The organism is Planktothricoides raciborskii GIHE-MW2 (assembly GCF_040564635.1).
GTDB classification, from domain to species: Bacteria; Cyanobacteriota; Cyanobacteriia; order Cyanobacteriales; family Laspinemataceae; genus Planktothricoides; species Planktothricoides raciborskii.
Genome location: NZ_CP159837.1, coordinates 6,737,885 through 6,751,679, shown reverse-complemented (window position 1 = coordinate 6,751,679; position 13,795 = coordinate 6,737,885). Strand labels below are relative to the sequence as shown.

Annotated in this window: 12 protein-coding genes and 2 pseudogenes; 9 read left to right on the top strand and 5 right to left on the bottom strand. The window is 43.9% G+C overall.

The features are described 5' to 3' along the window. The first annotated feature begins 43 nt into the window (after positions 1–43). The 5 genes from ABWT76_RS28795 (at position 44) to ABWT76_RS28775 (ending at position 3,714) form a co-directional block, all read left to right on the top strand. Complete coding sequence (locus tag ABWT76_RS28795; RefSeq protein ID WP_354635345.1) at positions 44–1,303, top strand: tetratricopeptide repeat protein; 1,260 nt, start codon at positions 44–46, stop codon at positions 1,301–1,303. A gap of 270 nt (positions 1,304–1,573) precedes the next feature. After that, on the top strand, positions 1,574–2,215 hold the full coding sequence (locus tag ABWT76_RS28790; RefSeq protein ID WP_054466582.1) for a tetratricopeptide repeat protein: 642 nt from the start codon (positions 1,574–1,576) through the stop codon (positions 2,213–2,215). Between the two features lie 286 nt (positions 2,216–2,501). Then, positions 2,502–2,699: a hypothetical protein gene (locus tag ABWT76_RS28785; RefSeq protein ID WP_156331743.1), complete on the top strand. Its 198-nt coding sequence runs from the start codon at positions 2,502–2,504 to the stop codon at positions 2,697–2,699. Positions 2,700–2,765: 66 nt separating this feature from the next. Next, positions 2,766–3,056 carry a hypothetical protein gene (locus ABWT76_RS28780; protein ID WP_354635344.1) on the top strand — a complete coding sequence of 97 codons (291 nt, stop codon included), beginning with the start codon at positions 2,766–2,768 and terminating at the stop codon, positions 3,054–3,056. Between the two features lie 34 nt (positions 3,057–3,090). After that, positions 3,091–3,714 (top strand): hypothetical protein, encoded by a 624-nt coding sequence (locus tag ABWT76_RS28775; protein ID WP_354635343.1) that lies wholly within the window; start codon positions 3,091–3,093, stop codon positions 3,712–3,714. A 77-nt stretch (positions 3,715–3,791) separates the two neighbouring features. Here the strand turns inward: ABWT76_RS28775 and ABWT76_RS28770 are convergent, their stop codons facing one another. Then, entirely contained in the window at positions 3,792–5,021 is a 1,230-nt protein-coding gene (locus tag ABWT76_RS28770) for a methionine gamma-lyase family protein (RefSeq protein WP_354635342.1), read from the bottom strand. A 128-nt stretch (positions 5,022–5,149) separates the two neighbouring features. On the opposite strand from ABWT76_RS28770, the gene ABWT76_RS28765 reads away from it, so the two are divergent. Continuing rightward, on the top strand, positions 5,150–6,016 hold the full coding sequence (locus ABWT76_RS28765; protein WP_354635341.1) for an acyl-CoA desaturase: 867 nt from the start codon (positions 5,150–5,152) through the stop codon (positions 6,014–6,016). 517 nt (positions 6,017–6,533) lie between these two features. Here ABWT76_RS28765 and ABWT76_RS28760 read toward each other — a convergent pair. The 3 genes and pseudogenes from ABWT76_RS28760 to ABWT76_RS28750 form a co-directional block, all read right to left on the bottom strand. After that, positions 6,534–6,833 (bottom strand): H-type lectin domain-containing protein, encoded by a 300-nt coding sequence (locus ABWT76_RS28760; protein WP_054466587.1) that lies wholly within the window; start codon positions 6,831–6,833, stop codon positions 6,534–6,536. A 108-nt stretch (positions 6,834–6,941) separates the two neighbouring features. After that, entirely contained in the window at positions 6,942–7,676 is a 735-nt protein-coding gene (locus ABWT76_RS28755; RefSeq protein ID WP_054466588.1) for an H-type lectin domain-containing protein, read from the bottom strand. A gap of 641 nt (positions 7,677–8,317) precedes the next feature. Then, a pseudogene (locus tag ABWT76_RS28750) lies at positions 8,318–9,051 on the bottom strand (IS1 family transposase). Between the two features lie 130 nt (positions 9,052–9,181). Between ABWT76_RS28750 and ABWT76_RS28745 the strand changes: the two are divergent. Further along, positions 9,182–10,525 (top strand): glycosyltransferase, encoded by a 1,344-nt coding sequence (locus ABWT76_RS28745; RefSeq protein ID WP_354635340.1) that lies wholly within the window; start codon positions 9,182–9,184, stop codon positions 10,523–10,525. Between the two features lie 239 nt (positions 10,526–10,764). Then, positions 10,765–11,143: pseudogene (locus tag ABWT76_RS28740) on the top strand (adenylate/guanylate cyclase domain-containing protein); the annotation flags it as partial. 392 nt (positions 11,144–11,535) lie between these two features. On the opposite strand, the gene ABWT76_RS28735 reads toward ABWT76_RS28740, so the two are convergent. Continuing rightward, complete coding sequence (locus ABWT76_RS28735) at positions 11,536–11,838, bottom strand: hypothetical protein (RefSeq protein WP_054466591.1); 303 nt, start codon at positions 11,836–11,838, stop codon at positions 11,536–11,538. 1,148 nt (positions 11,839–12,986) lie between these two features. Here ABWT76_RS28735 and ABWT76_RS28730 point away from each other — a divergent pair. Continuing rightward, entirely contained in the window at positions 12,987–13,562 is a 576-nt protein-coding gene (locus ABWT76_RS28730) for a Uma2 family endonuclease (RefSeq protein ID WP_354635339.1), read from the top strand. The last annotated feature ends 233 nt before the right edge of the window (positions 13,563–13,795 follow it).

Below are 13,795 nucleotides of genomic sequence, written 5' to 3'. Positions count from 1 at the left end.
CGTTTATATGTTCCTCTCTCACACATAAATCAAAAATATTGTTATGTTTCGTCGATGTTTAATTCTGTTATTAACCCTATCTTTGGGGGCAACCCCCCAAATAGTGACGGCTCAATCCGTTGAAAATTACAGGGAAGTTTTATCCCTGGAAAGTTTGCTTGAAGCGGGTAAGTTGGCTCAAGAAGCAGGTAATTATGAGCAGGCAGAGTCTTTGTGGCGTAAAGCAATTTTCCTGGATCAAGATAATGCGATCGCTTATTATAATTTGGGCAATAGTCTTTATGCCCAAAATAAATTAGATGAGGCGATCGCGGCTTATCGAGAAACGATTAAATTAGACCCTAATTATGCCCCAGGTTATTATAATTTGGCCAATGCACTGCATAATTTGGGTGAGTTGGATGAGGCGATCGCCAATTATCGTCAAGCGATTTCCCAAGATGCAAATTATGCTCAAGCCTATAATAATTTAGGCAATGCCCTGAGAAAAAATGGTGAATTAGATCAGGCGATCGCAACTTATCGCCAAGCCATTGAACGCCTGCCCAATTATGCTGCTGCTTACTATAATCTGGGCAATGCTCTTTACAATCAAACCAAAATTGAAGAGGCGATCGCTGCTTACCAGAAAGCTTTAGAATTTGAACCGAATAATGCCCCAGCTTATTTTAATTTGGGGAATGCCCTTTATAATCTCAATCGGATGAGAGAAGCAATTGTGGCTTACCAGGAAGGATTGAAACTAGACCCCAATCATACCTCTGCTTATTATAATTTGGGCAATGCTTTACGACACCAGGGGAACTTTGCGGAAGCGATCGCCGCTTATCGGCAAATGTTGGCGATGAATCCTGATTTACCTCAAGCTTATGTGGGGTTGGGGATTACTTTCAAACATCAGGGGCAATTGAATGAGGCGATCGCCGCTTATCAACGGGCAATTGAGTTAGATCCCCAGGAAGGTTTAGCCTATTATCATTTAGGAATTGCTTACAATGAACAGGGAAAAATTACCGAGGCGATCGCAGCTTATCGTCAAGCCATCCAAATCAATCCCAATAATGCCGGTGCTTATGGAAATCTCGGTTTGCTGCTGCGAAAACAGGGCAATCTTGCGGAAGCAGAAGCGGCATTTCGAGAGCTAATTTTGCTCAGACCCAACTTACCTCAAGCTTACAATGATTTGGGAGAAACCCTGAAATTGCAAGGTAAATTATCGGCAGCGAGGGCACAGTTTGAGCAAGCTTTAGAAATCGATCCGAACTTTCAATCAGCCCAAAGAAACCTTCGTACTCTTCAGTAGTCTTCAGTAATCGTCAGTATTCATGGAAGTAGTAGGGTGGGCAAAATTTTGCTATAAAATAAAGTATCTATTCTATATTCAGTAGAAAAGTAGGGGCAATTCCTAAAGGCGGTGGTTGCCCCAAACATCCCCGGTTGCCCCAAACATCCGTCCGTGGTTGCCCCAAACATCCCCTGCCCCCAATATCCCCCAATATAGAATCAATAGGTAACTCCTGAACAAGTTAAAATTAAGTTAAAATTAAGTTAAAATTAAGTTAAAATTTTCATCATGCGACAACTCTACCGATTTTTGCTAACTTTATCCCTCACCTTGACCCCTTCTGTGGTCGGTGCTCAATCTCTCGATCAACTGTGGCAAATGGGTTTGGAAGCTGCTAATGCCCAAAATTACGCTCAAGCGGAATTGATTTGGCGTCAAATTGGTCAAAGTCGTCCCACGGATCCAGGGGTTTATAATAATTTAGGTTTGGCGTTAATGAATCAAGGGAAATTGGATCAGGCGATCGCCTCATTTACTCAAGCCATTCAGCGCGATCGCACCCTAGTAGCCGCCTATAATAACTTAGGTTTAGCACTGGCTCAACAGGGAAAATTGAATGATGCTGGGGCTATTTATATGGAAGGAATTAAGCTAAATCCTAACTTAGCAGCCCCTTATACAAATGTGGGTGATGTCCTCAGAAAACTCGACAGAGTTGAAGAAGCAATTTCTGCCTATCAACTGGCACTAAATTTACCAGATATGATGGGAATCCCGGCTAGTTCTCATACTTTAGCCCATTATGGTTTGGGTTTATTGTACCAAAAACAAGGGCAATTATCTCAGGCCATCGCGGAATTTCAGCAAGCCTTGAAAATTAATCCTAATTATCAACCCGCCCAACAAAGTTTGCGTCAGATTCAACCGTAAAATTTTTAGTCACTTTCATTAGTCAAGTTCAAAAGTCACGTTGAAGCATCAAGTTAAAATTTTTTCATTTTTTCGTGAAGGCAAATTTTTCTGCATTTGTTAATGTTCTCCAATGGCTATTATTAGGAGAAAATAAATGCTGGTTTTAACCTTTTGGTTAATCATCCAAAGTTTATAACTTTTTAGAACTATTAATTTGGGCGATATCTGAAATTAAAACTAGAATTAAATCCGGATTAATTGTCCTAAAAAAAGAGGTGAAAAAGAAAAAAATTAAGATGTTTTTGTGGCAATTGCAGGTGATGTTAAGGGCGGTATGGGAAGTGGTAGTTCAAGGGGTGTGGCTACTGGTTCAGGTTATTTCTTTAATTCTCTGGGCGGTGGAACTATTTCTAAAATCTCGTTCTGGCCCCAAAAAATAAACCGGGTTTCTTCTGTGAATATCAACAGTTATCTGTGGGATGAAAAAAAACCCGGTTTCTAGGTTCATTCACAGGCGATCGCTAATGGTAAAATTTTTGGGATATAATATTGAGATGAATATTTGGATATGGCAAGTTTAGCCGGGAGGCAAGCATGGGAACGCATCATGCAAGCTGTGATTATAGGTAATCAGCCAAAAGCCAGTGACTTTATCATTTGGGCTGAATCGCAAAAAGGCTGGCAGCCAACTCAAACCCCGAACAGACCTTTAAAATATGTTGATCAAAATAGAGTCACCAGATTAACTTTAAAACAAGGAAGTCAGCGAACACCTGGAAGCCATCATCCCCATGTTGAACTAAGAAATGCTAAAAATCAGCGCATCGATCCACAAGCAAATCTTGTTTCCAGACTATAGCTAATCATACTCCGATTAATTGGGATATTTAACCATGCAACACTTAAATTATTGGCAGTTTCCGGGATTTGAAAATATTTATTTAGAAGATAGCTATGTTCTCGGTTGTGAGGCGAAAAAAGCCACGGTAGAAATCTTTATTGAAGCGGTGATTACGGAAAAGCATCCGTTATATAGTCAGCCATTACCAGGGGAAGTCTATTGTTATCGACGGATGAAAATCCAATTTCCCCGATCGCAACGCTATCATTTAATTCCTAATCCGATGAATCCTATTCCCAATCCAGATGGTAGCATTGATTGGGGCAATATTGATGAATTTTTTCTGGCTGATGATGGCACATATCACCTGATCGGAGAATGGGGAGAAATTGCGATCGCTTCCGACGCCCCTAAGCTGATTTTGGATTCAATATTAGTCAAGAATGGGGACGATTTAATTCAAATTAATAAAGATAAAATTCGTGCCTTGGAATGGAAAGCAGAAGGGGCGATCACTTTAGTTTATGAGGACGATTTCGGTAATCCTAGATCCGCGCAGATCGATCGCCACCAAAATGCCGAAGCATTTGCCGCCGCTTTAGGATACTTGGGCGAACTTCACGGAGGATTTGTCACTGATTTTACTGGGGTTAAAGAACTAACCTTTTCTAAATAATTCAATAACCTATCCTCAGAAAAAAAACCGGGTTTCTGTTGTTGAATGAGAACAAGAAACCCGGTTTCTAGCTTTGGTTACGCAAAACCGATCGCCGAAATCGCCGCTTCTAAAGCGATCGCGACGTGAGTCCAATGAGTGCCCCCTTGGCAAAACACCACATAAGGTTCACGCAATGGCCCATCCGCAGAAAACTCCGACGTACTGCCATCAATAAACGTCCCTCCAGCCATCACCAACTCACTCTCATATCCGGGCATGGGGGCGGGAATTGGATCTAAATAAGAACCAATCGGCGAATACTTTTGAATCGCCCGACAAAAGGCAATTAACTTATCTGGAGAACCTAATTTAATCGCCTGAATCACATCACGCCGAGGGGCAAAAGGATCGGGTTTTACCGGATAGCCTAACTGGTCAAACACATAAGCAGTTAAATGAGTACCCTTCATGGCTTCTCCTACCATTTGGGGGGCTAAAAATAAGCCTTGAAATAATAGCCGATTTTGATCCAAAGTTGCCCCCCCACTACTGCCAATTCCCGGCGCCGTTAACCGACAAGCCGCCGCTTCGACTAAATCAGCCCGTCCTGCCACATAGCCCCCAGCCGTGACAATTGTTCCACCGGGATTTTTAATCAAAGAACCGGCAATTAAATCCGCCCCCACTGCGGGCGGTTCCCGGTCTTCAATAAATTCTCCATAGCAGTTATCCACAAAACAAATAGTCTGGGAATTTTGGGCTTTGACAATTTGGACAATTTTTTCAATATCGGCGATCGACAAAGAACTCCGCCAAGAATAACCGCAAGACCGTTGAATCAACACCAACCGAGTATTTGACCGGACGGCGGTTTTTAACCCTTCCCAGTCAATTTCTCCCGTATCTGTTAACTCCAGTTGTCGATATTGAATCCCAAATTCCATCAGGGAACCTTGCCCTTGTTCCCGCAAACCAATCACTTCCTCTAAAGTATCGTAGGGGGCACCAGCTACCGCCAGCATTTCATCCCCAGGACGCAATACCCCAAACAAAGCAGAGGCGATCGCATGAGTACCGGACACAAACTGGACGCGGACTGCTGCCGCTTCAGCCCCCATCACCTCAGCAAACACTTGGTCCAAAGTATCGCGGCCCAAATCATCATGGCCATAGCCGGAAACACTAGCAAAATGGTGGACTCCCACACGATGACGCCGCAAAGCATCCAGCACTCGTTTGAGATTTTGCTTGACCTGAGCATCAATTCTAGAGAAAATAGGTAAGAGCTCTTTCTCTGCTTCTCGCAGCTTTTCGGAGCTATTCATTTCGGTTGATAATTCTTCCTTGGAAACGATCAAAAAGGATTGTACACGAGATAGTGACAGTCCGAGGTGAAATCTCTAGGTCTTTCCGGGTTGATTATCTTCGAGTTATTCGTGGAAAGGTTAATTTAATGACAATTGCTCCTGCAACAAACCCAGAAAAACAGACTACCCCAGAACCTTTAGCTTACAACTGGCCGATCATCATCTTTATGCTCATCGTTCATGCCGGTGTGCTTTTAGCTTTCATTCCTGGTACTTTTAGCTGGGCTGGGGTCGGGTTAGCTTTATTTCTGCACTGGGTGACTGGCGGTTTGGGCATTACCCTAGGATTTCATCGCCTGATTACTCACCGCAGTTTTGAAGCGCCCAAATGGTTGGAGTATTTTCTGGTTTTATTCGGCACCCTCACCTGTCAAGGCGGGCCCATTGACTGGGTAGGACTGCACCGGATGCACCATTTATATTCAGACCAAGCCAACGATCCCCATGATGCCAACAAAGGATTTTGGTGGAGTCATATCGGCTGGCTATTTTATAAAAATCCAGGTTCAAAAGATATCCCTCGGTTCACCAAAGATATTGCGGATGACCGTTTTTATCAATTTTGTCAATCCTATATGCTACCAATCCAAATTGTCTTGGGTGTGCTGCTCTATTTTGTCGGAGAAGCTTATTCACCAGGACTCGGATGGTCTTTTGTGGTTTGGGGAATTTTCGTGCGTTTAGTGCTGGTTTATCACTGCACTTGGTTTGTCAATAGCGCTACCCATAAATTTGGTTATCAAACTTATGATGCTGGGGATTTATCCACCAATTGCTGGTGGGTGGCTTTGACCACTTACGGCGAAGGTTGGCATAACAATCACCATGCTTTTCAATACTCTGCCCGTCATGGTATGCAATGGTGGGAAATTGACATCACCTGGATGACAATTCAGTTGCTTAGTGCAGTGGGTCTAGCCAAAAATATCAAACTGCCTAAAACAGAATCATAATCATTAAAATGATTTTGTTTACTGTTGACGGTTCACCGTAAACTGTTAACAGTGAACCCTTAACAGTTTACTGTGAACCGTCAACAGTAAACTGTTAAGGTTTCACTGACAAAAAATTACCAAAACATAATACCCAATTCATCAAACATTCCCCCATCCTCCCTATCCTCCCCATCCTCCTTATTTCGCTTCACCAATTAAAGTAAACGCCGCCCAATAGAAGGCGGGGGTTTAAACGTTGGCGGCCTCATAGCTAAAGTCGGTTGAAACCGACTGAAAATTCGATTTTTTATGCTTCATAACAGTCGGTTTTAACCGACTTGCGCTATTCGCCAGGGATTAAAATCCCTGGCGGTCTTTCTCTTCTTTCCCTGGGATTTTTCCCGAAGCCATCCCGACGGCCAAAGCAGATGTTGCAGAAAGGTTTCCTGTAGGCGTTGGGCTGGCTAGTTCAAAATATTTGGCTACTCAAATATTTTGAACCTTGGCCGATCGCTCTACTTGGCGAAAAGGTATCCTACTCTCCGTAAGCTACCCAATTAGTCCAGACCGAATACAGAACCGTATCATACCAGGTTTTGTATTCCACTACAAACCCGCTTTCCGTTATATTCTTAGCCGTCACTTGCACGCGATTATTCTTAGTTCCATCCACATCTAGCCCACTCAGTCCAATCACAACTTTGGGCGGCTGCGCGAATTTCGACTCAAAGGTCACAGCCCGCGTGAAAATTCGCTCTCCCACAGGCCCTTGATTGAGCTTCCAAGTATTATCTTGATAGGAGCCGTTGTAGGTGTTGCCGGATTGCAGCTTCATAGTTTAATACCTCTTGGTTTGTGAAAATCATACATATGCCCCAATCATCACCAAAAACTGGTTATAACGATACATTTGGGGCGGCAGAAAGCGATGATGTTTTGCGGTCTATTCTCCGAATGCCATCCAGTTAGTCCAGACCGAGTAAAGAATCGTATCATACCAGGTTTTGTATTCCAGATCGAAGCCGGATTCGGTGATGTTTTTAGCCGTCACTTGCACGCGAGTATTTTTGCTTTCATTCACATCCAGTCCGCTCAGATCCAGGAAAATCTTGGGAGGTTTTGTGAATTTGGACTCAAATTGTACGGGTCGGTTGAAAACCCGCTCTCCCACTGGCTCTTCGTGCAGCTTCCAAGTGCTATCTTGATAGGCGCCGTTGTAGGTGGTGCCGGATTGAATTTTTAGAGCGGAGGCGCTCACCCCCGACCAGTTGACTGTGATGGAACCGCTGTTATCCGAGTAGCCCCCCCACATATCATTGAGGACAAAAACTAAAGTTTCACCCGGTTTGACAGGAATGGTTGTGGCTTGCGACACTTCCCCCACCACAGCACCCGTTGCTTTATTGATTGCCAGCAGGGCAAAGGGGGTATGGTTAGCATATCTCATGTACTGTCCCAGCCCGCCCGGGACAACATCCAGAATCCCTTGCTGAATTTCCGGAGGATAACCTTTGACACCGGCAGCCGTACATCCTGACAGACTGGGATTGTTGACGTTTGGCGTCCAATTGCCGCTCGGAGTAAATGTGTAAGCGACTTCTGTGGTTTGGGTGTTGGTAAATTCGATGCCAGCTTCCGACGTACCGGGAACTTGAATTTGGCCATCTAATGCTGTCATAGGCTTTGGTTTTCCTTCAGTTGTTAGTTATCTGCTATGTCTGTTTGCCCTGGGATTTTTCCCGAAGCTCTCCCGACAACACAAACAGGAGTTGGAGACCAGTTTCCTGTCGGCTTTTGGCTGGTTCGGTCATACTTTTGGCTATCCCCAACGCACCGGGTCTGTCATTGGCAACACCTAAATCCCTGCCCATTCTGCCTGCACCCAATTCCAGACTTTAAGTTGAGAATTTGCGATGTTTACTACCCTGAAATATTTTGGCTCTTACTCAAGATAACTTAGTCCAGAGGCACACAAGAAATTTTATAGACCAGATCTTGCCTGTCCCTATAACTCTTCTGTCTCTTGGCGTATTCCACGGTGCGGGGATTACTACCATTTATATGAATGTCCTGCTGAGATGCTGTATTCGGGCCGCAGGGTTTGTCACCGATGGCAAATATAGCGCTATCTCAACAGGTTGTCAATAAAAAAATCCCTCAAAAATTGAATAAAATGCCGTTGATGCGGATTGATTTACGTCCGGCGTTGTGTGGCAGAGATGTCCGGCGAGCCCCTACTGGTATTGATAAAATCAGGACGGGCTATTGCCCGACGAATTGACAAAAGTTAAAAATTGGGCGTTGCACACTGGTGGTATGCTATAGAGACAGGGTTGGCAATGGCTCTCCAGAGTAAGTCAATGGAATAGGTACATTTTTATGCCTTAAATAATAAATCACTAATCTGACTGATAGTTGCAACATTAAGAGAGATTTAGAATAACAAAGGGTTTTTCTATGTAACCGATCGCTTGTAATGTCTTAGTCTTGTATTTTCTCCTTCCACACGATTCATGTATGTTTTACTAATAATATGAGCGGTCTCGTCAATAAATTGGGGATAAACAACATAACCATATTATGTCACATCAAAAAATGATTGCCATCCTTTAATAATTTTCCACAATGGTTTAAATGTTGCCGCCGAACGATCGCCTATTACATAAGCTAAAATTACGGCCAACCCTTTGTTTACCGCATTCCTCAGCCATATTTGATTTTTTTTACCTATATAAGTCTGTAATTCATCTATTTGAGTCACTTCGGAAATTTCCTGATAATCGGGTTGTTCTGGCAAGCTTAATGCGGCGGCTTTTATCCAATTAATAACTGTGTTATGACAAACACCTGTTAATCGTTCTATGGGACGAAGACCATTTCCCTCAGCATAAAGATGAAGGCAATGTTCCTTGACATGATCTGGATAGCCTTTCGGAGAATAGCTATCAATAAATTGACGCCCACAATCCTTACAATTTACAATAATGATTTTGTTTTCCTCTTTTATGGCCGTTTTTCTTAATGTTTGTAGATTGGCATACAGGACAAATCATCGCCATTTTTTGTTTTAATGTTAATCCTTAGCATACTACGAATGTGCAACGCCAAAAATTGAGCAGATATCTGGGGGAAGTCTGGTAATATTGTGGAAATCCAAGAAAGGTTGATTGAGCGCGAGGTGAGATGGAAAATCAAATCGCAGGCAAAGCAAATGCCACCACCGAAATCGAAACCCTTAACAGTAAAGGCAAACACATTGTATTGACAACATTTGGCTCCCTGGGTGACTTGTTACCCTACATGATGATCGCGCAGGAATTGCAGGCGCGGGGTCATCGAGCGACGATCGCCACCTGCTCCTGCCACCGCCGCTACATTGAAGCCAGGGGGGTTGAATTCCATCCCGTCAGACCGGAGAGTGTCGCCAAACTCCAACAGGACTGGGAGTTTTTCACAATGCTTTCCGACAGCCAGAGGGGTATGGAATACCTGATTAGCTACCTGTTGATGCCGCACCTGCACGCTAGCTACAGCGACCTGATGGCCGCCTGTGAAGGCGCAGACCTGCTGCTGACGCACCCGCTCACCTTTGTGGCAGCCCTCGTCGCCGAGAAAACCGGCATTCCTTGGGTGTCGAGCGTCCTCTCACCGGCTTCGTTGGTGTCCGCCTACGATTTGCCTTCCGCTGCCGCTGCCGCCTCCTTTTACGAACGGGCGATCGCCGCCGTGGCAAAAGATACCGCCTTGCGCAACTTCCGCTGGCAGGCACGCTTGTGGAGCGCTCCCGTGCGGCAACTGCGGGCCAAACTCGGCATGAAGCCCAGTGGTGACCCGCTGTTTGAAAGCCAGCACTCCCCCAACTTGCTCCTAGCTTTGTTTTCCCGCACCCTGGCGGCTCCTCAACCTGATTGGCCGCCCCAGACGCTGGTCACGGGCTTTCCCTTCCCAGAGCTAAACACCGGCACCTCCCTTACAGATGAGCGGCTCCCTCCCGAACTGGAGAACTTTTTGAATTCCGGACCGCCCCCAATTGTGTTCACCCTCGGCTCGACAGTGGTGTGGACGCCGGGGAACTTTTATGCAGAAGGAGCTACAGCCGCCCAACAGCTTGGCTACCGCGCCGTCTTGCTTATGGGAGAGGGAGCGCGCCACATCCCGCCCAACCTGCTGCCAGAGGGGGTAGCCGCCTTTGAGTACGCCCCCCACGGCCAAATCTTTCCCCGCGCTGCCGCCATAGTGCATCACGGCGGCGTAGGAACCACTGGGCAAGCCCTGCGATCGGGTCGCCCCATGCTCGTCGTCCCCCACAACTACGACCAGCCCGACAATGCCGAGCGCGTTGTGCGTTTGGGTGTAGGGCGCACGCTCTCACGCGATCGCTACAGTGCGGCAACTGTGGCAGCCGAAATCCATCGGCTCTTGTCTGACCCCAGCTATGCAGCGCGTGCGGCGCAATTAAGTCACGAAGCCAGGGCAGAAGATGGCGTCAAAGTTGCCTGCGATGCTCTCCTTTCTCTGACCAGGTGACAGCCAGATTATAGAAGCCACTGGGGTTCCGCATCCCCCCAGTCCCCCAATGAATCGGGGGGTCAGTTTAGTTCCCAAAGTCATGGTGTTTGACGGGGAAGCCGATTATGTCACACTGCCAGCGATAAGTGTCAAGCGGGTGGTCTAACTGCGGATGTCAAGCATAATTATGTTCAGAAATATGTGAGTAAGGATAAGCTTAAAAAGGGGGGGCTTGAAATTGCTCCCCCCCTTAAAAAGAAAGACATGGCATCGAGAAAATTAAAACCATTGGCGATGCTTATATGGTGGTTGGGGGGCTGCCGGTACATCGCTCGGATCATCCGGAGGATATCGCGCTCATGGCTTTAGATATGCAGCAAGAAATTAACCAATTTAGCGCCGGGCGAACCCTTTAGCATTAGAATTGGCATCAATAGTTGGCCTGTGGTTGCCGGAGTCATTGGCTTAAAAAAGTTTACTTACGATTTATGGGGAGATACCGTAAATATTGCCAGTCGTATGGAATCTCATGGCATCCCAGGATCGATTCAAGTCACCCAGGAAACTTATGATATTTTAAAAGATAAATTATTATTTAAAAAGCGGGGTATAATTCATGTGAAAGGCAAAGGATAAATGACCACCTATCTACTGATTAAACCCCTTTATCCCAGTAATTTTTTCCTAACTGGCGCTTAATTTTTTCCGAGCGTAATTCAGTAATTAAGCATGAGGGCGATCTCGCCTCACTCAGTCGGAAAATAATCAGCATAAAATTTATTTACCACAGAACTCTGTCGGACACAAAGAAAGATTTTACTCTTTGTCCTTTGTGGTTAAATATCGAAACTAATGGATTCCTAAACTAGGGAGCGGACATGGGCGATCGCTCCTTATTTTTTTGGTAGGTATGAACCGGGAAACTATGAGAAAAGTTACCGAGAAAATTTACCACAGAGACACAGAGGACACAAAGGGAGATTTCCTTTGTGTCTTCTCTGTTGTTAAATATGGAAATGAATGGATGCTTAAGCTGGGGAATATTGTTGACCCAGTTCTCGCAGTAATTTAGTCAGACTATCCTGCTCTGATTCATTGCTTAACATTTTGACTAAATCTGCCATCTTGAATAAGTCCTGCTTAAATTGCTCATCAGATAGCTGTGACACTAATTTTTCTGGGAAAAAACGGACTAAATCAGGATTATTAGACCATAGTTCCAGGAGATTCTTTAATTGGGGAAATTTCTGAATTGACTGATTGTTAGTTAAAACAACTAGAGCATCTTTTAGCTTAGACAATTGACCTTTGTTGATTTGATCGGAAACCAAATCGCCTAACTTCGGTTGAGCATCGGTAATCTTGACTAATTTTTGGATCTTCCGTAAATTACTTTTGTACTTATCGTCATATCAAATGTCAATTACCTGGCTCAAATGAGATAATTATTATTGTTTTTTTTGTCAGCAAACAGAACACCTAATTGTTTTTCTGTCTTGACAAATGTGGCTAAATACTGGTAATTAATATTAATAGATTTATTGTTCCAGATAATTCTGTCATCAGTAAATGCAATTCCTCCTGTAAACCCAAAACTACTGGTATCTATCAGAGCAATAAATTTTTCGTTATCGTTGTTGATAGATAGCCATTTTTATAAAGCCTTTGAGAGCTTATGCAAGGGAATATTAGGAGCAGAGAAAGTATTAGTAAAGCTGTATCTAGGCTATTCTTACTGCTGACTGGCAAACAGACCATAGAAACCGGGCTTTTAGCAAGTCTTACCGGATGAAAGCCTATATTTTGCGTTGATTTACTCGATTTTTCAGTTAGTTCCCGGATACAAATGACTAAACCCATCCATAGCTATGTTCTCATAAAAAGTGACATAAATGCTATTAATCTATTAAGTTAGCAAATTATATGGATAAATTCTACAATAGGATTTAGGCAACGACTCTATATCTGGGGTATTGGTGCGTTACTGCTCGGAACAACACCCTACAGATAGCTCAACCAGCCTTTGAAATCCCCGCGATCCGGCGGGGATTAAAATCCCCGTAGGGGTCAACGGCCGTTGACCCCTACAGGCGGTTAAAACCGACTAGGAAGCTGATATTAAAAGCATTTTAGTCGGTTTCAACCGACTTGATGTGTTAGGAATTGATTTTAATCCCCGCCGGTTGTGGCGACTGGTGCAATATTTCAGATATTTCCGATATTTAAATTTACTAGGTATTCTACCATTTATTTGTCATTGTTGAGTAGAAAAAAATCAACTATTTTTATATGATATCACCGTAAATAAATCAGTCTATGGTTATATAGCACTTGTCAGAGTGATGAAGTACAAAAAACCTGTCATTCCCGCGTTAGCGAAGCATGCGCGTCAGCGCTATATGCGGGAATGACATAGAATACAGCAGATAAATGCTATAATTAACTATAATTAAAGTGAAGTTATTATGAGAAGTGAATTATGATCGCTATTCCCCAACAACCGGCAAAAATGACCGTGGAGGAATATTTCCAGTGGGAAACCCAACAATACCAGCGCTATGAATATGTTAATGGCGAAGTCTTTGCGATGACTGGAGGGACAATTCCTCATAATGATATTGCCTTAAATTTATATAGTGCGTTGCCCCCTCATATGCGATCGCGGGGTTGTCGGGCAAATGTGTTCGACGTGAAAGTACAAGTCAATGATCAAGGCCGTTATTATTATCCTGATGTGGTGGTTAGTTGTGCGTCCCAAGACCAAAGTGCTCGTGAATTTATTCAATACCCTAAACTGATTGCGGAAGTGCTTTCTGAAAGTACCAGCGCCAGAGATCGGGGAGAAAAATTCACCAATTACTTGACAATTACCAGTTTACAAGATTATCTTTTAATTGATTCGGAAAAAGTCTCCGTTGAGGGTTACTCTCGCGGGGAAGGGAGAATGTGGCTTTATTATCATTATCTGCCGGGGAATGTGATGAATTTATCCTGTTGTAAATTAGATTTGCCCATTGAGCTTTTGTATGAAGGTATTGTTTGGGAAAACGAGTAAAATTTTGATATTTTTATTTGTTTTTTTCACCCTAAAAGACGCAAATAACATAAAAATGTAGTTATTTCAATTAAGATTAGTACAATTATGTAGGGGCGCAAGGATTGCGCCCCTACAGCAAATCAACATATATTGTAGGGGCGCAAGGATTGCGCCCCTGGCAATGCTTGCGCTTCTGCCAATGCTTGCGGCCCTAGATAATTGTATTAATTTTAATTTAAACAACTATAAAT

Excerpts from the sequence above, each read along its gene's own strand:
- ABWT76_RS28795 (WP_354635345.1), top strand. The coding sequence starts at position 44 with ATGTTTCGTCGATGTTTAATTCTGTTATTAACCCTATCTTTGGGGGCA.
- ABWT76_RS28790 (WP_054466582.1), top strand. The coding sequence starts at position 1,574 with ATGCGACAACTCTACCGATTTTTGCTAACTTTATCCCTCACCTTGACC.
- ABWT76_RS28780 (WP_354635344.1), top strand. The coding sequence starts at position 2,766 with ATGGCAAGTTTAGCCGGGAGGCAAGCATGGGAACGCATCATGCAAGCT.
- ABWT76_RS28775 (WP_354635343.1), top strand. The coding sequence starts at position 3,091 with ATGCAACACTTAAATTATTGGCAGTTTCCGGGATTTGAAAATATTTAT.
- ABWT76_RS28770 (WP_354635342.1), bottom strand. The coding sequence starts at position 5,021 with ATGAATAGCTCCGAAAAGCTGCGAGAAGCAGAGAAAGAGCTCTTACCT.
- ABWT76_RS28765 (WP_354635341.1), top strand. The coding sequence starts at position 5,150 with ATGACAATTGCTCCTGCAACAAACCCAGAAAAACAGACTACCCCAGAA.
- ABWT76_RS28760 (WP_054466587.1), bottom strand. The coding sequence starts at position 6,833 with ATGAAGCTGCAATCCGGCAACACCTACAACGGCTCCTATCAAGATAAT.
- ABWT76_RS28755 (WP_054466588.1), bottom strand. The coding sequence starts at position 7,676 with ATGACAGCATTAGATGGCCAAATTCAAGTTCCCGGTACGTCGGAAGCT.
- ABWT76_RS28745 (WP_354635340.1), top strand. The coding sequence starts at position 9,182 with ATGGAAAATCAAATCGCAGGCAAAGCAAATGCCACCACCGAAATCGAA.
- ABWT76_RS28730 (WP_354635339.1), top strand. The coding sequence starts at position 12,987 with ATGATCGCTATTCCCCAACAACCGGCAAAAATGACCGTGGAGGAATAT.